We start from the raw sequence: 20,898 nt of genomic DNA, 5'->3' as shown, positions 1-20,898 counted from the left end.
GACAAGACCATGATCAAAGAGGAACAAATTCGCGAAGAACTCCTCGCCTCGCTCCACCAGATCCTCGGCGAAGATGCCGAAATCGGCATCGACGACAACCTGCTCTCCCACGGCCTGGAGTCACTTCCAACAGTCCGTCTGCTCGCTGATTGGATGAAACAGGGACACCGCGTCTCCTTTGGAGATTTCATGCGCGCCCCAACGGTAAGGCAGTGGGCGAAGATGCTTGTAGAATCCACACCAAACCACAGCACTGACGCCATTGAGTCCCCCAAAGATGGGTTTGCCGCTCCCATCGACGATTCCGTACCCTTTGACCTCACAGATGTCCAATACGCCTATTGGATTGGCCGCAATTCCTCGCAGCAACTGGGCGGGGTGGGCACCCACGGCTACGTAGAGGTCGAATCCCGCAGTATCAATATCGACCGATTGCAACAAAGCTGGCTGACGCTGCTACGTTCCCACCCGATGTTGCGCGCCTGCTACACCGAAGATGGCAAGCAATATGTGCTGCCAGAGCCGCCCCACCCCACCATCCTCGTTCATGACCTCACCAAGATGGACGAGTCCACGCGCGAAGAAGCTCTGCTATCCACGCGCGAACGCCTTTCGCACCGACTGTTGGACATAGCTACCGGCCATGTGGTATCTTTAGAAGTCAGCCTCCTCCCTCAGGATGTAGCAGTTATTCACTTCGATATCGACCTGCTTGTGTGCGATGTGCAGAGTTTCCAAATTATCTTGCACGACCTCGCCCACCATTACGCCACCGGTGAAGCCCCCGACGCCGACCCGTCGTGGAGTTTCGCTCGCTACCTCGCTGGACACGCTCGCGAAGGCGTCGCCGATATCGACCGTGACCAGGCATACTGGCGCAATCGCCTCTCCGAGTTGCCGGGTGCCCCAACCTTGCCGATGAGCCACGGCACCAACGAGGAACAAGCACACCGGTTTGTACGCCGCAGTCGATCATTCGATTCGGCAACTTGGTCGCGCTTGCGTGAGGTGTGTGAACACCACGCTACTACCCCAGCAATGGTGTTGCTGACCGCCTACGCCCGCACCATCGGCCAATGGAGCGAGAATAAAAAATTCCTCATGGCCGTACCTCTGTTCAACCGCGGTTCAGACACAGCGATAAAGAATGTCGTCGCAGACTTTACCGCCCTGACACTCACCAGTATCGATCAGTCCACACGCCGCACTTTCAGCGAGGACCTCAAGGATATACAGGCCTCTTTCTATGAGGATTCGTCACATTCACAGTATTCGGCGGTGCGGGTGCTGCGAGACCTACGTGCTTCCAGAGGTGAGCAAGTTTTGGCTCCCGTGGTGTTCTCCTGCAACCTGGGAGACCCACTGGTTGGCCAAGAGTTTATAGATACCTTCGGAGAGATTAGCTACATGATCTCCCAGACCCCCCAGGTGTGGATTGACCTCCAAGTCTTCACCACCGTCAACGGCTTCCTAATCGTCTGCGACGCAGTTGAACAGTTGTTCCCCGAGAAGATGCTGGACGATCTCTTCGCCACCCTAGTGATGGAGATTGACAAGGCAATCACCGACGATCTCTCGCATTCAGACCCGGTAGAGAGCCCAGGAGCGCAGGCCCGTCGAGCGTCACGTGCCGAAGTTGCCTCTTGGCGGCTGCCTGACACCACCCTTGTCGATGAGGTGATTGCCGCTGCACGGTGCCACCCCCAGGCCACGGCCATTCGCAGTGCAAGCGGCGACGTTATTACCTACCAAGATTTGGAAGAGCAAGCCACCACCATCGCCTCTGCTTTGGTGAATTCCGGGGTTGGGCGAGGCGCTTTGATTGCAGTGATGGTGGAGCGTGGTCCTCGCCAGATTATTGGTGCGCTAGCCGCGATGATGGCGGGCGGAGCATATGTACCGGTGAGTCTACAGCAACCGGAATCTCGTATTGCCGCTCTCTTGGGGGCAAGCCAAGTAACGCATCTGATTACTGACCGACCCGATAAGGTTCTGAGCGAAACTGCAGTTCAGGTAGTAGATTTCACGAGCGCTACCGGCACAGCCAATCTTCCGCAGCTGCATCCACAAGACCCAGCCTATGTAATCTACACCTCTGGGACCACTGGAACACCAAAAGGAGTCGAGATTTGCCACGGTGCTGCATGGAACACCATTAGCGAGATCAACCGTCGCCTGGGCGTTGGTCCGACAGACCGCCTACTAAGCGTATCTTCCTTTGATTTCGATCTCTCGGTGTACGACGCCTTCGGGCTCCTTTCTGCTGGCGGCGAACTGGTAACCATCCCAGATGATGCGCGCCGCGACGCCAAGAAGTGGGTATCGCTGGTGGATAGTTTAGGCATAACTATCTGGAATTCGGTGCCTACTTTGTTTGAGATGCTTTTATCTGCGGCTGATCGGACACCGGGCAAGCTCAGCAGCATACGCCATGTTCTGCTATCTGGCGACTGGATTGATACCAGCCTGCCTGAGCGCATGCGCACGGTTACCCCGCAGGCACACCTATTAGCTATGGGCGGTGCGACGGAGGCATCTATCTGGTCCAATGGTCTCGACCTCGATGTAGTGTCACCCGAGTGGACCTCAATTCCCTATGGTCGGCCGCTTGCCAAACAGATGTACCGGGTGGTGTCCAGCAATGGCCAGGACTGTCCCGATTATTCTGTGGGGGAGCTGTGGATTGGCGGCCTGGGCGTAGCTACACAATATGTCGGCGACCCCGGACTCACCGAAACTAAGTTCGTAATCTCGGAGGACTCACGTTGGTACCGCACAGGCGATATGGGCCGGTTCTGGGCCGATGGGACGATCGAGTTTTTAGGCCGCTCGGATAACCAAGTCAAAGTTCGTGGCCACCGCATCGAACTCGGCGAGATCGAGTCCGCGTGTGAAGCGTTGCTGCCAATAGAGCGTGCCGTGTGTATCACGCACCAAGGTGCATCATCGTCACCATCTTTGGTTACGTTTGCTCAGTTCACACCGTCACATGTTGCCCGAACTACTCCGGAGCAGTTTGCGACGTCATTGCGCGCCAAAGTCAACGACGTGCTGACCGAGGGCGACATCCGCACGTCCGTCGAGCACGATGAGCATTTACAGACCGCATATGCCTTCTCAGTGATGCGACGCTGGGAGGAGCAACTCACCGGCGTGGGGACCCCAAACCACCTCCGCGAACACCGTAATCGCTGGCAGACATGGCTAGGCAAAGCAGATGAACACCCGGCTACCGCAGACTTGCTTCTAGACGACGAGTCGTTCGGCGCGTTAGAGCGTTTTGTCACCCCCTTCGAGCAAGCCTTCGTAATGGCGGAGAAGCAGCGCAGTATCGCTGAGTTCATCCAAAGCCCAGATTCGATGTCGGTGGAGCAATTCCTCGCAACCCGTCCGTTGGGTCGGTTGGTTCACCGGGTCCTCGGCGCGGTTGTGCGTGAATGCAGTACCCACTCAACCAGCGAGCTCAAGATTCTTGAGATCGGGTCACGCCGGCCCGAGGCCTCTGCGGACTACGCGGCTATCGCGGGGACGAGCGCATACGTGCTCGCTGATCCCTATCGTCATCACCTCGAACATGCCGGACAACGTGTTGGTAACACCTTCACGTACCGCCAGCTCGGAGTCACTAGCACGCCCCAACCGACTCCTGGGGAGGCAGTGACGAAGGCGGACTTGGTGCTGTGCAACCAGACGCTGCACCAGAGCGAGGACATCGAGAAAACGCTCTGTGAGGCCTGGGGCCTCAGCGCCCCTGGAGCAACGATGGTGGTGGTAGAGCCCACTGCCCCCTCCCCGATGTCCGATATCACCGCCGCATTTATTGCCAACAATACCACGGACGCTCGGGCCGAAACCGGTACAGTACTACTCAGCGCCCGCAGCTGGAAAGAAATCCTGCAGCGCACTGGGTGGAAACCTGTAGAGCATGTAGAGATCACTAAAACGACGGCGCTTATCATCGCCGAACGCGCTAGTTCCAACGAATCGGTCACACTATGCGATTCTGACTATGCCAAGGCTACAAACCTACTGGCCACCCGCCTTCCGGAGTACATGCTACCGAAACGCATCCTGGAGCTAGCGAAGTTTCCACTCACCAGCAACGGCAAGATTGACCGCAAAGCGCTCACAGCATTAGTGCCGGAATACTTCGACAACGAGCCCGCTGTCACCGAACTTCCGCACACCGCCACCGAGAAACGGCTCATCGATATCTGGGATGAGCTGCTGCACACCAGCTCCAACGTGAACTCAGACTACTTTCGCTTGGGTGGTGATTCTCTCACAGCAACACGCCTGCGCCGTACCATCGAACAGTGTTTTGGCGTGGAATTTCCGTTAGAGAATATCTTTGACGTTCCGTTGCTGCGCGACATGGCCGCCCGAATTGACCAGATAGCCGAAGTCCCCCACCAGCAATCGGATCTTCCCAAGATTGTTCACGGGTCTGAACAGTACGCTCCGTTCCCGCTGACTGAGGTGCAGCAGTCCTATCTCATCGGCAGCTCTGGAGCCATCGAACTCGGCGACGTTTCCAGCCACTGTTACTTTGAAATGTCCACTGCCTGCTTAGACCCGGAGCGAGTGGAAGACGCGTTCAATGCCCTGATTAAACGCCATCCCATGCTGCGCACCGTCGTGTGTGAGGACGGATTGAGTCAGCGTGTGTTGCCCGAAGTACCACGCTACCGCATTGCCCTCATTCGCTCCGGCAACGCCGACAATGAGGATACTCTCGATGAAATCCGAGAGGAAATGTCCCGCCAGAAGTTTGATCCCACTCAGTGGCCATGCTTTGACGTGCGCTACGTAGCCGAGCCCGACGCGGGTCGACTGCTTTTAAGTTTCGATAACTTGTTTATCGACGGCTGGAGCATGTTCCACATTTTCCGTGAGTGGAAGCAGGCCTACGACCACGGCGTAGACAGTCTCGATCCGGCAATCCCCTATTCATTTAAAGACTATGTCGAAGCCACGATTGAACTGTCACACAGCGACATCCATAAGCGTGACCAAGCCTACTGGGAATCGGCAGTGGATACTATTTATCCTGCACCGCAGTTGCCGGTGACCGACACAAACGGCGCTAATACCTCGCAGTTTTGCCGCCACCACGCCCTGGTGGACGCTGCGAAGTGGCGCCGTATTAAGCAACGGGTACGTGAGGAGGGGATGACCGAAGCCGTATTCCTAGCCGAGGTATACGCCGAAGTCCTAGCGAGGTACAGCGATGAGCCGCGACTTAGCATCAACCTGACCCGGTTCGACCGCACTCGGTTCGCCCCCGAGGTTGACCACATAGTTGGCGACTTCACCAGCCTATCTATTCTCAGCGTGGATACCCAGTGTGCACCATCGTTCCGGGACCGCGCTGCAGCGCTACACAGGCGCATGTTCAGCAATCTCGATCACGGCAGTGTCTCCGGCGTGTCGGTGCAGCGAATGCTTACTAAGCAACGCGGTGCTCGGGTAACCATGCCGGTGGTCTTCACGTGTGGCCTGGGCGTCGTGGAGCACCCCGAGTCAGATCAGAGTCCTTACCTGGGCGTAATCGATCATGGCCTATCGCAGACGCCACAGGTATGGATGGACCTCCAGGTCTATGAACACGATGGTGGCCTGATGCTGAATATGGACGCGGTCGAGGCGATCTTCCCCGACGACATGGTGGCGGAGCTTTTCACCAGCCTTACAGCCACTCTCTCGCACCTCGCAGAGTCCCCTGAACTCTGGAACGCGCCCACCAGTACCATAGCTCCGACGACCAACGCGCCCACCGCAGATCGAATCAACGACACAGACCGGGAACTCCCCGGAGCGGATAAGAGCCTACTGGGGCTGTATCAGAAGGGACTTGCCGAGCATGGTGACAACCTCGCGGTGATAGACGCCACCACGCAATGGACATACGAGCAACTCAATGAGCAGTCGGATAAGTGGGCCCAGCTTATTGCTGCAACTGACCCGGCGCCTGGTGATCTCGTTGGCATCATGATGGAAAAGTCCGCACAACAGATCGCAGCGGTACTAGGCGCAATGAAGGCCGGATGCGCCTACTTGCCGCTGAGCGTGGACCAACCGGTGGGGCGTAACACTTCCATCATCAACGATGCGGGTGCATCCATTGTTGCGATGGACCATCCGGACGATGATTTCGCTGCGTTAGCCGAGCACTGCACAGTCATCACTCTGGCCGATGTCGCCCGGCATCGGCCAGGTGACCAGGCCTTAAGCGAATCGAGTCCGACACCCAGCTCGCTTGCGTACGTCATCTACACGTCTGGTACGACGGGCACTCCCAAAGGAGTAGCCATCACCCACGAGTCGGCGGTCAATACGATTGTCGATGTCAACGAACGCCTCGGGGTGACTCCGACCGACCGGATATTGGGGATTTCAGAGCTAAACTTCGATCTATCGGTATACGACATCTTCGGGATGTTCGCGCGGGGTGCTACCTTGGTGTTGCCATCTCCAGCAGACAAACGTGATCCGCAGTGCTGGGCAGATGCCGTAACTACGCACTCGGTGACGCTGTGGAACTCTGTACCAGCACTTTTTTCGATGTACGTGGAACACCTCCGCGAACGGAGCCTCATTGGTTCCTCCGTACGGTCGGCACTACTCAGCGGAGATTGGATACCTGTAAATATCGCTTACCAGGTCAGCACCCTCTTCCGGGACTGCACAGTTTTCGCTGCTGGGGGTGCTACCGAGGCATCGATATGGTCAAACTGGTACGAGGTAGGCGTCGATGATGCCTCGCGTACCAGCATTCCCTATGGAACGCCGCTGGCAAATCAGCGAATGTACATCCTCGATGAGGCCCTGAACCCCCGACCCACGCATGTGCCGGGAGACCTTTACATTGCCGGACGTGGCCTGGCCATGGGGTACTGGAAGGACCCAGAGAAGACCGCAGCATCATTCATCACCCACCCCCGCACCGGCGAACGAATGTACCGCACGGGCGACAAGGCCCTCTACAATCACCTTGGTCACATCATCTTCCTGGGGCGCGAGGACGGTCAGGTTAAGGTCAACGGCTACCGCATCGAACTCGGTGAGATCGAGTCAACAGCACGAAAATTCAACGAACTCCGCGATTGCGTCGCTGTCAACGACCATGGCATTGTTCTCTACGTTGTTACGCATGAGGGCTTTAACATGGCAGCACTCAATAACCACCTCGCCGAGTCTCTCCCTGCCTATATGCGTCCACGCGTGATATCACGCATTGATGGGCTACCACGGTCTTGGAACGGCAAGATTGATCGCAAGAGTTTAGAAGGAAAAACCTTTGAACAACCACAAACAAGGGAACGCTCTCGTAATCACCGAGATTCGGGTATCATTACCATCTTGCAAGATCTCCTCGGGCCCAAGGAGATCAGCATCGACGATGACTTCTTCACCATCGGTGCCGACTCGCTCACGGCCGTGCGGCTTACTAACTCGATTCGTCGAGAAATGTCAGTAGAGATCTCCATACGTGACGTATTCAACCATCCAACGGTCCGAGAATTGTCCGACCTGATCGCCGACATCGTCGGCAGCGACGTAGAAGAAGGCGAAATTTAGAGTTCATGCCACACCTGTTTCACTCACCTGACAAGCCACTTGCCCCCAACCCAGTGCTACGCACAAGCAGCCTAATCTGAAAGGAAACATCATGCCCAGTACTCCCCACACCACCCCGAAAGATGCAAAAGCAGGACGGCTGAACATCACCGACCTGATGAACATCGGCATCTTCTTCGTCATCAACTTGGTAGCCGGCGTGGTCATCGCCTTCATCGGCATCACCCCCATCACCTACGTGATGATCACCAGCGTTCAGGCCCTCATCCTGGGCATCCCGATGATGCTGTTCTTGGCCAAGGTGCACAAGCCCGGCATGGTCTTCATATTCCTTCTTCTCAGCGGCCTCGCCAGCCTGCTGCTTGGTTTAGGCATATGGCCACTGCTGCTCAGCTTGGTCATGGCCGTGTTTGCCGAGTTAATTTTGCGCGCCGGCAAGTATACGAGCGCAATACACAGTGTGATCGCCTATGCCTTTATAGCAGTGTCACCCACCGCATCATATATTCCGCTTTTCTTCACCACTCGGCGCTACATAGAGAGCAGCGGCATGCAGACCAAATATGGTGCTAGTTTCGCGGATGGCCTCACCTCTATTGGCCAGATGACTTGGCTATTCCTCATCATTGTGATAGTAACCTTCGTCTGCGGGATCCTCGGCGGGATCCTCGGCCGGCGCATCTTCACCAAGCACTTCCAGCGAGCAGGAATCGCCTGATGTCGCCCACTTTGCCCGGATCAGGCACGCACACAGCGGGACTCCATCTGGACCCACGCACCACGGTGCTGGTCATCCTCGTGGTGTCCTCGGTGCTCATCTCACCGGCCGGGTCCAGTGGGGCGCTGGGCAGCACCGCCCGGTGGATGCTCATTGCCGTTCCCGGGGCACTTTTCCTCGCCTCCGGCATGGTGGCCGCTGCACTGCGATACGCACTCACCTTCGCGGTGCTCGCCGGCTTTCCTGCGGTGGTGGTACAGGCCCTGCCCGAGCGCCACATCATCGTGGACGTGTGCGCTACGTGGTTCGCAGGGCTTTCGCTCATCCTCCCTGGCATCACGTGCTGCTGGTACCTACTACGCACCGTCTCGGCCAGCGAATTCATGGCCGCGATGCAGCGCATGCGGAGCCCCGACGCCCTGACCATCCCCACGTCCATCATGTTCCGGTTCTTCCCGACGATTCTCGAGGAATACCGCGATATCCGCACCGCCATGCAGATGCGTGGCATCTCGGGCCTGCGCAACCCGATCGCTATGCTCGAATACCGCTTTGTGCCACTGTTGGCGTCCGTTGTGAGCATCGGCAACGAGCTGGCTATGTCTGCAGTGACCCGCGGATTGGGCTCGCCTCGCCGACGAACCACGCTGTGCGAGATAGGCTTCCGCGTAGGCGACGCAATAGTCATAAGCGTGCTCGTCGTGTCCCTGATCCTACTACTGGTAAATATAGTGATGCTGCCGTGATAAAGCTGCACGATGTGTCACTATCCTATGGTCAAAACACAGCGGAGCCGGTGCTGCACCACGTAAATCTCACCGTGGCGAAGGGCGAACTAGTTCTAGTGTGTGGCGAATCAGGCTGCGGTAAGTCCAGCCTGCTACGCCTGATAAACGGCGTGGCGCACACGTTCTGCGACGCCCAGATTTCGGGGGAGGTGCTGCTGGACGACGAAGACATCACTCATGCCCACCCACACGACATCGCCGAACGCGTAGGCTCAGTGTTCCAAAACCCCAAGTCGCAATTTTTCACGCTGGAAGTAGCCAGCGAACTCGCCTTTGGCTGCGAAAACCTCGGCGTGGCGCCCAACGAGATTCGACAGCGTATTGGGGAACTTTCCGCAGATTTCGGCATGGTTCATCTCCTCGACCGGCACCTGTTCACACTTTCCGGCGGCCAGAAACAAAAAATAGCATGCGCTTCAGTGGCCGCGATGCACCCACAGGTACTACTACTAGACGAACCATCATCAAATCTCGACCTCGCCGCCGTCGATGAGCTGCGCCGCATCGTCGCGCAGTGGAAGACACAGGGCCGCACCGTCCTGATCGCTGAGCATCGGCTTTCCTACCTAGTTGACATCGTGGACCGAGTGCTGGTTATGCAGGACGGGCAGATCGCTCATGATCTCAGCGGCTCGGAGTTTCGCACCCTAGACAAGGCCGAACTGTACCGCATGGGCTTGCGCTCAGCGCAGCAGGTCCCCGAGGTGACCCGCGAGCCACGCCCTTCAAGTGGCACGATGGTGCTCAAAAAGCTACAGTTCACCTACCCCAAGGCTACAGAGCCATCCCTGAGCATCAGCCACACGGAGTTGCCGCAAGGACAAGTCATCGGCGTGGTAGGACGCAACGGGGCCGGAAAATCTACCTTTGTGCGCGTTCTGACTGGCCTGGAATCTAAGGCCACCGGCGTGGTGGACATCAATAACCGCTCGCTCTCGGGTCCCCGGCAGCGCCTGCGCCAGTCCTATTTAGTAATGCAGGACGTAAACCACCAGCTTTTCGGGGAGAGCGTGGAGTCCGACGTAATCATCGGCACCAGTGGACCGGATGGGAAAAACGAAGCGCGCCTTACCGAGGTGCTTGGTGCACTTGATCTCGCGGACAAGCGGGCCCGGCACCCGATGTCGCTTTCGGGCGGCGAACGCCAGCGCGTGGCCATCGCCTCAGCAGTCCTAAGTGAGCGCGAGGTAATCGTCTTCGATGAACCCACCAGCGGGCTGGACCTGTGCCGCATGCACCGGGTGGCCCACCTGCTAGACGCCCTAGCCCGGCAGGGCAAGACCGTTTTGGTAGTAACCCATGACATGGAGCTGGTGGCGCGGTGCTGCGATCTTCTCCTGCGCGTGGAAAAAGGCCGCCTTACCGCCTGCGAACCGTGCGATGATCTCGCACTGGCGCGCACGGTGCGGTATCTACGCGGCCGCGACAGCTAGTCCCTACAGCTTCCAGCTGGTGGCGTCGCTCTTTTCACCCCAGAAGCTGCGGTAGCGTGGGGAACTCTCCATGAGTTCCTCGTGGTTGCCGATAGACTCCACGGTGCCGGAGGGACTCATCATCACAATCTGGTCCGCGTCGCGGATGGTGTGCAGCCGGTGCGCAATGACGACGATGGTGCGCTCGGCAGAAAGCGTTTTCATACCGCGCATCACAAGGTGCTCATTCTGCACGTCTAGAGAGCTAGTCGCCTCATCAAGCAGCACGATCCGCGCGTCCTTCAGTAGCGCACGAGCGATGGAGACACGCTGACGCTCACCACCGGAGAGATTCTGCCCGCCCTCGCTAATCAGGGTGTCAAACCCCTGCGGCAGCTGCCGGGCAATCTCGGTGACACCGGCCAACTCCGCTGCGCGGAGCACCTCCTCCCGCGTTGCATTGTGGCAGCCCAGGCGGATGTTTTCATACAGTGTGTCCTCGAAGAGGTACACGTATTGGAACACCATAGCCAGCGAATCCAACACCGACCGGGAGCCAAGATCGCGAATATCCACACCACCGATACGGATGGTCCCCTGGTCAACGTCATAGAAGCGTGCCGCAAGTTTTAGCAAGGTGCTCTTGCCGCAGCCGCTGGGACCCACCAACGCAGTAGTAGTTCCGGGCGCCACGCGGAAACTCACGTCGCGGACCACTGGGGTGTTGGGTTCGTAGCCAAAGCCCACCCCATCGAACTCGATGCCATAGTCGCGTGGCGCCGCCGGAACCGCAGGCTCCGGCAACACCCGCGCATCGAGGATCTTTTGGATCTCATCTAAGGTATTGCGCGCGGATTCCAAGCCCTCGCCGTAGGGTATGCCCGACATAGCAACGCGAGCCAGGATGAACACCAACACAATGACGCCAATGTAGGTGCCTGCTTCTAGCCAGTGGTTGAGAAGTAGCACGGTGGCCAGGGCATCAATGACCACGGTACCGACCATGATGATTAAAGCCAGACGACCCATGATCATCTCACCTGTCTTCTGGGTGTGCTGCTGGGCGCTAAGCTGCTCTCGAATCGAGGCGCGCACGGCGCGCTCCCCCAGCGAATCCGGCCCAGCCATGCGCAGCACCGGCTGCACCTGGGCGAACTCCAGCACCTCCGCGGCGCCGTGCTCGTTGCGCTCGCCCTTCTGGCGCTCTGCCACGCGGTACTGCCGCATTAGGCGGTTATAGGCGAACCACACCACGGCAGCCACTGCAACGGTAACCAGCCCCAGCCGCCAGTCCACGGCGATGAGAAACACGCAAGCCAAACCGGCCGAGGCAGCACCGTGCAGCATGGGCCGCAGCATCATTGCCGGCGCGTTAGCGGCAAACAGCGCACCGCTGGTGGCTACAACACCGATCTGGCCGGCGCGATCTTCTTCAAAATAGCCCAGGGGTAGCTGTGCCGTGCGATCGGCGATAAGCCGGTGGATGCGCAGCACGTAATCATGCCCCAGGTCCTGGGCAATAACCTCAGTGGGCCAGTCTGCGGCGGCGTAGACGAGGACGGAGATAATGATCCAGGGCAACCATGCTGCGGCCTGCGCGGGATCTTCGCTAAACAGCGTGTCCAAAAACAGTGCAATGAGGATAAGGCCAATGGCCAACGCCACCGCGGAAATCCCAATTAGCGTAAGGACCAGCACCAGACGGCGACGATCAGCCGGACTGCCCAGTGAATAGAGCGTGCGGATCATTATTTTTCCTCCCCTTGGATGCCCGCCTGCGCGGTTTGGTAGCGTGCCCACATCGTGGCGTAGCCCTTGCCTGCCGCCACTAACTCTTCGTGAGTGCCTGCTTCGGTGACCTCACCGTTTTCCAGCATGAGGATCCGGTCAGCGCCGGTGATCGTGTGGAGCCGGTGTGCGATAACTACTAGCGTGCGCCCGGCCACCAGCTCGGTAATGGCCCGCTGGATCGCGGCCTCGGAGTCCGGATCCGCAAAAGCGGTGGCCTCATCCAACACGAGGATCGGCGCGTCGAGCAAGATGGACCGGGCAATAGCCAGCCGCTGCTGCTCGCCACCGGAAAGCTGCGCGTCCTCTCCCACCACCGAGTCGTAGCCGCGCGGCAGATGGGTAATGCGCTCATGAATCTGGGCGGCGCGGGCGGCGCGAACCACGTCTGCGTCGGTGGCCTCCGGGTGAGCGAGGCGAATGTTATCCCGCACGCTCATCCGCATAAGGTAAGGGTCCTGGAAGACGAACCCTACCCTACGGTAGAGCTGGTCAGATCGGAGATCAGTACTAGGGACGCCACCAATGCGCACCGACCCCTCCGTGGGGTCTAATAGCCGGGGGATGAGCGCGGCTAACGTGGACTTCCCCGAGCCGGAAGGTCCCACCACCGCAGTGATGCTGCCGGCGGTAAGTTTTTGGTTAATGCCGGAAAGCACCGGGGTGTCCGGCACGTAGGAGAAGCTTAAATCTTTCAACTCAATTCCGGCGTTTGCAGGCTCCCTGCCGCCAGCAGCGGGCGGCAATACCGGGATGTTGAAGAACTCGGTGAGATCCGCCGCGGCAGCCTTCGCCTCCGAAAACATGATGTTAGTGCGCGAAAGCATAAGCAGAGGCGCGGCGATGTTGTTGATGAACAAAAACGCTGCCAGCACATCGGCCACTGGTACGCCCGCAGACGTGATGAGCCACGGGCTGGCCGCGGCTACCACCAGCAGGCCAAACCCGGTGGAGGTGAAGATCTTCATCAAAGCGGTGGGGTGTACGGTGGCGTGCAACCACTCGCGATAGAACCCACCAAAACTCCGGGAACGACTAAGGAAAATGCTCTCGTCGTAGCCTTCCGGAACAAACACCTTGATAACCGGGATGCCGCGCACCAACTCTACGACGGCGGCGTCTAGCTGCTTCTGGCTGGACTTAAATTTCTCCGCCTTTTCTTGAAACTCGCGCATCATAAACGGCATGGTGGCCACTGCCAACAGCAGTGGTACCAGGCCCAGCAGGCCTATCCGCCAGTCCACCACGAACATGTATCCCAGGCTCAATAGCGGTACGAGTACACCGGCCGAATAATCGTGCGGCGCGTGGGCGATGAGCTGGTGGATCTTGGTGACGTCGTCTTCGATGTAGGTTTTCACAGTCCCCGAAGGTGTCCGCGTAAACCAAGACAGCGGGAGCCTACCCAGCTTGGTAATCTGCTGCTGGCGTAAGTGCTCGCCCAAAAGGCCGTCGGCCTGGTGGCTTACCTGGAGGCTCTTCACGGTTGCCTGTCCATGTAGGACGGTGGCCACCATGAGCGCCGCGACTAGCAGCCACAGCTTTGACGCATCTATCGGCTCTCCCTGGAAGGACAGCATTACGGTGCGCACCAGCTCAACCAGCACGATTACCGGCACCAGCGACAAAACCGCCGCCAGCACCGCCAATAGCAGCGACACCGTGATCTGCCGGTGGGCAGGTTGAGATATTTGCCTAAATGTAATGGGTGGTTTTTGTTCGGTCATCGGGGCCTCTTTACTTAACAGTCACAATCACGCATTGTTCCGCGCTAACCAGGCAGTGTTCCCAGTAATTCCCGCTAGAAAACCGGCAAGCAGGTCGAGGAACTCGGTTCCAGTATCGAGCGGGAAGAAATGCCCACCCGGCAGGACCTTCAGTTCAAAACTACCGCTGGTAAAATTTTCCCACCGGGAAAGCATCTCTGGGCTGACAGCTGGGTCGCTATCCCCCGCCAATGCCAGCACAGGAGAGCGAAGCACCGTGGTTGCATGGTGAAAGCCCTCGTGTAACACATAATCGCGACGAATGTCAGCGAGCAGCAGCTTCATCACATCATCATTGGCAAGGATCTCAGGTGGTGTGCCACCTACCTTCTCAAACTCCCTGCGCAGCGCACCGAACCCCATTGACGAGTGGTATTCCCCAGGCACGGTTTCTCCGGGCGCCTGCCGTGCGGCCACCACCACGGCTTCCGGTATAGTGGGCCGATGCATCTGCTGCAGGCAGGCAGCAACCTGGTAGGCCAGCGCTGCCCCCATGGAGTGGCCGTACAACGCAATCGGCGCGCCCGCCGCCAGATCTACTATCTCGGTTGCGCACATATCGGCGAGCTTGTCAAAGTCGCTTACCCATTTCTCTCGGCGACGGGTTGCCTTTCCGGGAAGCTCCACCGGCACCACGTCAATGCTTGGGTTGACCCCCACCCATCCACGATAGACGGAAGCGCTGCCTCCTGCGTGATGGAAGCAAAACAAGAGGGTTCCAGTGCGATGTCCGGCCACAAACGGAAAGACTCCCTCGCAGCTGATTTCTGTCATTTTTCGCCTTTCGCTAGGTCGGACTGATTAAGCACGATTTCTACTGCTGCGACGGTACCCGGGTCTGTGGCAAGCAACTCGGGCATCCTGCGGGCTGCGGAGTCGTATGCTCCACTTACCAAATCGGCAATTCCGGCGGCCAGGGACTGGGCACTCAGTTCGCCTCGCTGGGCGTCAATATAGTTCGGCCCGGCACCGTTTCGACAAACTGCGTTGGCATGGAAGTGTTGGTCACCACCGAATGCAACCGCAAGGCACGGCTTGCCGGCGCGCAGGATCGCCCCGGTGGTGCCCAGTGAGCCGTGGCAGATGCCTGCACGGCACCACGGAAGCACAGTCGCGAACGGGACCCGGGCGACGGTGAGGATTCCTTCTCTCACACCAGGCTCATGATCGGGATCGACGATTATCGCCCGCAGACCATGCTCGATGCACGCGTCTCGAGTCCATCGTTGAAGGTCATAAACGCGATCTGAGACCATACTCCCAAAGCTTGCCAGAACCGGGGCCGAGCCGGCAGCCACAAACTCCTCGACTGCTGGGTCTAGGGCGAGTTCACTGTGGTGCGGGTCAAGCCACTCGCCAGTGACGTGAATGTGGTTTTTCCATTCCGGCGCCGGCGGACTCAACGCGGGACTGAATTGGTAGATCGTGGTTGGTGGAGAGGAGAGCGCTCGCTGACGCAGCCCCAACCTACGGCGCCATGCCGCTATCACTGGGCGCATCGCCCAAGCCATCAGAGTATTGGACATCCAGTGGGTGACCAGAGCTCCGACAGAGCCGTCCAGTTTTCGCGGATCCACGAGGCTGTAACGGAGGCAGGGTTCGGTAGGGAAAACCTGCACCCGAACGCTGGGGACTCCGCGTGCAGCCCCTAACAACCGAGCAACTTCACTGAATTGGGTGTACATGACCACGTCAACGCCATCCATGGCATGCTCTAACACATCGAAAACGTGGGCGTCAGATATCATCTCACGGATACCTAAGACAGTGTCCATCATGCCTTTACTATCGCCCAAAAGGCGCTTCATTAACGCCCGGTAATCACCGGGTAACTCGATGTAGTCCACCCCGTTTGCACGAAAACTCCCGCCGAATTCGCTAAACCCAGCCAAAACAAACTGGTGGCCACGATCTCGAAGTGCGACACCAAGGTGCGCAAATGGCAGCATATCACCCTCAGAACCCAGGACGACCGCGAGAACTTTCACAGCCGTCTCAATCCGTAATCCAACTAGGCCACTCAGGAACCCAAGACTCCCCCATGAGCTTATCTTCCGGGCCAATATCACGAATGACTCGGCACGGATTACCGGCTGCGAGTACCATGGGCGGAATATCTCTTGTCACAACACTGCCAGCACCAATTACTGCACCATGCCCAATCGTGACACCCGCAGTTACCGTGCAATTGCCACCAAGCCACACATGGTCTTGTATGGTGATCGCACCCCCGGTACACACCATGTATTGCCGCTCTACGGGGTCTAAGGCGTGATTGCCAGCAAAGAAGGAACACCATGGACCAACCATGACCTCATTGCCAAATGTCACCGGGGCCATATCAAGTACCGTCGTTCCTCGATTGAAGGTCACGCCATCTCCGACCTTGATTTTCGAGCCATATTGGACATGAAATGGCAGGAAAACCATTAAGCGCTCCCCCAGTTCACCAAGCAGGTCTGCCATCACTGCCTGCTTCTCCGCTGTTTGAAGTGGACGAAGCTGGTTGAGATCGTGACACTTCTCCGCCGCCTCCATCATCTCGTAATAGAGATCCGGGTCCTCAATAGGGCGGAAGGGCTGACCGCAGAGAATCTTATCTTCGATTTGCTCTCGAGAATCCATGGATACTCCTTTGCGCTTGAGAGGCGCGAGCCACAATACGAATTACGGTCAGCCACGCGGTTTGACCCTGACTAGTCGGAATACCCAGATTCTTAGCTCACACTTGGTAGCTTACAGGCCTTCGACTTAATTGTCAAGCATGCCATGCCTAATTATTGTCAAGCATGCCATGCCTAATTATGGTATGCTCAACTTTGCAGCAACCTGCAGCGTCGCCGCCGATCAGCCGACCTGTGCAGCCCTCTCCTGCGGGGCGCTGTGCACGACCCGGTGCCGCTAGACATACATCATTTTCTAAGGATTAGTTGGCACTACCCCAGGCGCTTGCTCCGTGGACCACAATCCATCGTTCGCGGGCAATAATCGGTTTTCCTTCTGCGGTAGGAGAATCGGTGCGCCGTCTAATAGACCGTTGACGTATATCCAGGGATGAATCATGAAAGAAAACCCCACCACGGCAACCGCTAGCGGTGACCCCAGCGCCACCGCAGTCCCCTCAACCAGCGCCCACGCAAAAGGCCGCGACCTGGTGCTTGATGTCCAAGATCTGCGATGTAGCCTGGGAAAAGTCAAGAAGCGAACGGAAATCCTGCGCGGTGTGACCCTCGCCATTCCGCGCGGGGGCATCCTCGCCGTCCTAGGCGCCAATGGTGCCGGCAAGACAACCTTGGTCAATGTCCTTTCCACGCTGCTGCCCGCCACGGGCGGAACCGCCATCATCGATGGCCACAACTTAGCCACGGATCCTTCCAAGGTGCGCGCTTCCATCGCGCTGACCGGGCAATACGCCGCAGTGGATGAGGAGCTTACCGGCAAGGAAAACCTCATCTTCTTTGGCCGCCTGGCAGGGCTTAAAGCTAGCGATGCGAAGGCCCGCGCCGCGGAACTTCTTGAGCGCTTCGATCTGGTTGGCGCCGCCGACCGCCTGGTTTCGGCATACTCGGGCGGCATGCGCCGGCGGTTAGATATCGCCGCCTCCCTCACTGTCCCGCCCGCGCTGCTGTTCCTCGACGAGCCGACCACGGGCCTCGACCCCGCCGCGCGCAGCTCCGTGTGGGATACCGTCCGCGGGCTGGCGGCCGACGGCACCTCGATCCTGCTTACTACCCAATACCTGGAAGAAGCTGACCAGCTCGCAGACCGCGTCGCCGTGCTCGCCGGAGGCAAGGTGCTCGACGAAGGCACCCCCGCCGAGCTCAAGGACCGCTATGGCACCACGGTGTGCCTCATCACGATGTCTAGCCCGGACGATGCCGCACGCCTCACCCACACCTTGCAAGAACACCGCATCGACTGCCGCCAAGAGGACACCGTATTGCGCGTCGATGCGCCCGATGGCCACCGCACCCTAGTCCGGGCGCTGGCCTTGTGGGATGGCGACGACACCTCGGTCGCGGACGTCTCCTTGGTTCCGCCCTCCTTGGACGATGTCTACTTCGCTATCGCCGGGTCCGGCGACATCGCGCAGCAGGCTCCCCACACCGGTGGAGGCTCCCAGTGAACGCGCTCGGAGCAGTCGCTGCCTCGTGGCACCGCAATGTCCTGCGCACCGTCCGCAACAAGGCCGTAATGGTTTCCGCCGTGGCAATACCCAGCCTGTTCATGGTCATCTTTTACGCCACCTTCGCCAAGGCTTCGACGGAACTCGGCATCGATTACGCCGCCTTCCTCCTGCCCGCCGGCGTTATTCAGGCGATTGTGTTCGCCGCCGGGGGCTCCTCCTTGGCGATTACGCGTGACGCCGAAAACGGCATCCACGACCGCATCCGCGCCACCGGGACGCCCGCCTGGGCCACGGTCGTCGGCCGGCTGCTGGCAGATCTCACCCGCGCCGCGTGGTCGTGCAGCATCGTCGTCCTCACCACGATCCTGCTCGGTGCCCGCTACGCTGCCGGACCGGGTCGTATTATCCTTACCATCGCCCTTTTCGCCGCCCTCACCATCATCCTCTCCGCGTTTATCGATGGCTCCTGCCTGTTGGCCCCCAAGCCCACCTCGGCGTCCTTGCTCTTCCAAAACCTCGTGCTGGTCATGGTGATGTTCTCCACCGCATTCGTGCCTGCGGATGCGCTGCCCGGCGGCATTGGCCCCATCATCCGGCACGTACCGCTATCTCCCATCTTGGACACCGCCCGCAACCTACTAGGTGGCGCTGCCCTGGGGGCGCGCGGAGTCGAAGCACTGTGCTGGCTCATCGCCATGACCGTCGTTGGCGTATGGGGCTTTATCACCGCTTTCCAGGGGAGGAAACATGACTAACCACACCACCGCCACCGTGTCGCACGACACCACCTGGCTGTCCACTGTCGCCACGCATTTTGGAAGGCACCTGCGCGCCGCCCGCCGCGATAGCGCGGTAATTACCAATACCGTGGCTGGTCCCGTTTTGATGTTCCTGGTCATGCGGTGGCTGTTTGGCGACCTCATGGCGGCCTCGCAAGGCTCTGCCACGCTCGACGCGTTACCGCTTACCATCGCGCTCATCCTTTCCAGCGAACTGATGAATGGCACCTCCGCCGCCGCGCAGATAATTAAGGAACGCCAACGCGGTATCACCACCCGCATCGCGACCACGCGCTACGGCACCAGCCCGGAGATCTTCGGCCGCTGGTGTTTCGATTCCTTACGCAGCCTTATCTCCGGCTGCGCGGTGCTGCTGGCTTCCGTGGCTTCTGGCCTGCGTATTCACACGCTGGCCGGGTTTGGCTGGGTGCTGTTAGTCATCATCTTCGGCGCGGTGGTGGCCGCCTCGCTATCGGCCATGGTGGGCGCGATGTGCGCCACCCCGGAGGCCGCCATTGGCCCGGCCCCCATCATCATGGCGGCCATGGCACTTAACGGCGGCCTCGTGCCCGTGGAGCAATTCGCTGGTGTGGTTCAACCCATCGCCCGGTGGAATCCGCTTACCTTCGCCGCCCGCGCCGGCGCCGCCATCGACGGCACGCCAAGCGCCGAAATCCTTGCCACCGGCCAGCCCGGCACCGCAGTCTGGGCTTTCGTGGCCTGGATGGTAGCACTCACCGTAGTGCTGCTAGCCGCCGCAGCTGCGTTCCGCCGCCCCACCATGTCGTAAATAGCGCCGGTTAGCGCGACAGTGCTACTTGTCGCGCGGCGGCGTCCCCAGCGGCGCGGTAGCGCTACTTGCCGCGCAGGGCGCGCCGCCGCGATAAAGAGCTGCGAATCTTTACCCGCGGCCGCGCTAAGGCGGGTAGTGTCGCCGCCGGTTACCGGCAACCAGGCGGCCTCGCCCGGGGCTAGCTCCAGGTCGTTTACCGTGACCACACCAGAAGTAGCCAGGGCGATGGCCGGTCCGGGAAGCTGCGTGGAAACCGTGGTGCCGGCGGGCAAATCGTAGCGGGTCACCGCAAACTCCTGCACCGGCAGCGGGTACTCTACTACCGTCGCGGTGTTGGGCGCGGCATCGGCAACAGCGGCGCTCTCCGCGCCTGCACCATCGCCCAGGGAGGTGTTCCTATATAGTTTGTCAATTCCGTGGGTGAGTTTGTTGGGGGGTGTGAAGGGTTTCTGCTTTTCCTTGTGGATGTTGTTTTCGGGCACGGTGAGGAGCCGATTGGGCTTGCTGTGCAATCGGCTTGAGGTGAGGGTCTGTTGGTTCTAGGCTGCTGCGGCCTCCTGGACTGTGGAGATGTCTCGGTAGAGCTCGCCGTTTCGCATCATGGCGAAGAGAACGTTGAGGCGCCGGCGTGCGAGTGCGACGACTGCGGCGTTGTGTCTTTTGCCTTCTTTGCGTTTTCGTTCATAGAATTGCCGGGAACGCTCGTGGAATCTGATCGATGCAAAAGACGATTGCCATAGGGCGTTCTTTAATTTTTTGTTGCCAGCCCGGTTAGGCGAATTCGACATGATAGACGTTCCTGACTGATTCGTCCGCGGTGATAGCCCTGCATAGGATGCTAGGTGCGCTGCATCGGGGAAGTCGGACATATCGCCAACAGTCATGAGGATCTGCGCTGCGCTACGCGGGCCGATACCAGGCATGGATAAAAGAATCTCGGTCTGCGGAATGTCCTGAATCAGCTTGAGTACCTGCGCTTCGATTTCTTTACGATGCTCGAGTTTGGTTAGTGCATCTGTGGCGGACATTGCTACGCCAAGTTCGGCGTATTCTGCGCCGGCAATGGATACGGTCTGTTCGTGGATGGCAGCAAGCATGGCATCGAGCTTTTGGAATTCTGGCATTGACTGAAGTTCCTTGACCG

Annotated in this window: 12 protein-coding genes and 1 pseudogene; 7 read left to right on the top strand and 6 right to left on the bottom strand. The window is 59.0% G+C overall.

Translation table 11 applies throughout. The features are described from left to right. Positions 1 to 9: 9 nt before the first annotated feature. The 4 genes from M5J09_RS06430 to M5J09_RS06415 all read left to right on the top strand — a co-directional run bounded on the left by M5J09_RS06430 (position 10) and on the right by M5J09_RS06415 (position 10,520). Positions 10 to 7,581 carry a non-ribosomal peptide synthetase gene (locus M5J09_RS06430; protein ID WP_042528965.1) on the top strand — a complete coding sequence of 2,524 codons (7,572 nt, stop codon included), beginning with the start codon at positions 10 to 12 and terminating at the stop codon, positions 7,579 to 7,581. A 91-nt stretch (positions 7,582 to 7,672) separates the two neighbouring features. Beyond that, complete coding sequence (locus M5J09_RS06425) at positions 7,673 to 8,299, top strand: MptD family putative ECF transporter S component (RefSeq protein ID WP_014307391.1); 627 nt, start codon at positions 7,673 to 7,675, stop codon at positions 8,297 to 8,299. Next, on the top strand, positions 8,299 to 9,045 hold the full coding sequence (locus M5J09_RS06420; RefSeq protein WP_014303365.1) for an energy-coupling factor transporter transmembrane component T: 747 nt from the start codon (positions 8,299 to 8,301) through the stop codon (positions 9,043 to 9,045). The genes M5J09_RS06425 and M5J09_RS06420 overlap by 1 nt, the downstream gene beginning before the upstream one ends. Before the next feature lie 14 nt (positions 9,046 to 9,059). Further along, entirely contained in the window at positions 9,060 to 10,520 is a 1,461-nt protein-coding gene (locus M5J09_RS06415) for an ABC transporter ATP-binding protein (protein ID WP_227917020.1), read from the top strand. A gap of 3 nt (positions 10,521 to 10,523) precedes the next feature. Here M5J09_RS06415 and M5J09_RS06410 read toward each other — a convergent pair whose 3' ends face one another. The 5 genes from M5J09_RS06410 to M5J09_RS06390 all read right to left on the bottom strand — a co-directional run bounded on the left by M5J09_RS06410 (position 10,524) and on the right by M5J09_RS06390 (position 16,678). Then, complete coding sequence (locus M5J09_RS06410) at positions 10,524 to 12,248, bottom strand: ABC transporter ATP-binding protein (protein ID WP_042528963.1); 1,725 nt, start codon at positions 12,246 to 12,248, stop codon at positions 10,524 to 10,526. Next, complete coding sequence (locus tag M5J09_RS06405) at positions 12,248 to 14,014, bottom strand: ABC transporter ATP-binding protein (protein WP_034970331.1); 1,767 nt, start codon at positions 14,012 to 14,014, stop codon at positions 12,248 to 12,250. Before M5J09_RS06405 ends, M5J09_RS06410 begins: the two co-directional genes overlap by 1 nt. Before the next feature lie 27 nt (positions 14,015 to 14,041). Continuing rightward, positions 14,042 to 14,827 (bottom strand): thioesterase II family protein, encoded by a 786-nt coding sequence (locus M5J09_RS06400; RefSeq protein WP_023018093.1) that lies wholly within the window; start codon positions 14,825 to 14,827, stop codon positions 14,042 to 14,044. Beyond that, complete coding sequence (locus tag M5J09_RS06395; RefSeq protein WP_257157328.1) at positions 14,824 to 15,861, bottom strand: glycosyltransferase; 1,038 nt, start codon at positions 15,859 to 15,861, stop codon at positions 14,824 to 14,826. The genes M5J09_RS06400 and M5J09_RS06395 overlap by 4 nt, the downstream gene beginning before the upstream one ends. A gap of 187 nt (positions 15,862 to 16,048) precedes the next feature. After that, positions 16,049 to 16,678, bottom strand: a complete 630-nt coding sequence (locus M5J09_RS06390) for a sugar O-acetyltransferase (RefSeq protein WP_014303359.1) — start codon at positions 16,676 to 16,678, stop codon at positions 16,049 to 16,051. 436 nt (positions 16,679 to 17,114) lie between these two features. On the opposite strand from M5J09_RS06390, the gene M5J09_RS06385 reads away from it, so the two are divergent. From M5J09_RS06385 to M5J09_RS06375, 3 genes are read left to right on the top strand one after another with little or no spacing between them, the layout of a single operon-like run. Continuing rightward, positions 17,115 to 18,179 (top strand): ATP-binding cassette domain-containing protein, encoded by a 1,065-nt coding sequence (locus M5J09_RS06385; RefSeq protein ID WP_014303358.1) that lies wholly within the window; start codon positions 17,115 to 17,117, stop codon positions 18,177 to 18,179. After that, the gene (locus M5J09_RS06380) at positions 18,176 to 18,937 is read left to right on the top strand and encodes an ABC transporter permease (RefSeq protein ID WP_014303357.1); all 762 of its coding nucleotides are present in this window, start codon (positions 18,176 to 18,178) and stop codon (positions 18,935 to 18,937) included. The genes M5J09_RS06385 and M5J09_RS06380 overlap by 4 nt, the downstream gene beginning before the upstream one ends. Continuing rightward, positions 18,930 to 19,751, top strand: coding sequence for an ABC transporter permease (locus M5J09_RS06375; protein WP_014303356.1), 822 nt, complete (start codon positions 18,930 to 18,932; stop codon positions 19,749 to 19,751). The genes M5J09_RS06380 and M5J09_RS06375 overlap by 8 nt, the downstream gene beginning before the upstream one ends. A gap of 542 nt (positions 19,752 to 20,293) precedes the next feature. Here M5J09_RS06375 and M5J09_RS06370 read toward each other — a convergent pair. Continuing rightward, positions 20,294 to 20,860, bottom strand: a pseudogene (locus M5J09_RS06370) (transposase); the annotation flags it as partial. Positions 20,861 to 20,898: the final 38 nt, after the last annotated feature.

The organism is Corynebacterium sp. BF-R-2 (assembly GCF_024586525.1).
GTDB lineage: Bacteria > Actinomycetota > Actinomycetes > Mycobacteriales > Mycobacteriaceae > Corynebacterium > Corynebacterium singulare.
The sequence above is the reverse complement of the archived record's forward strand: the minus strand, read 5'-3'. Positions and strand labels throughout refer to the sequence as shown.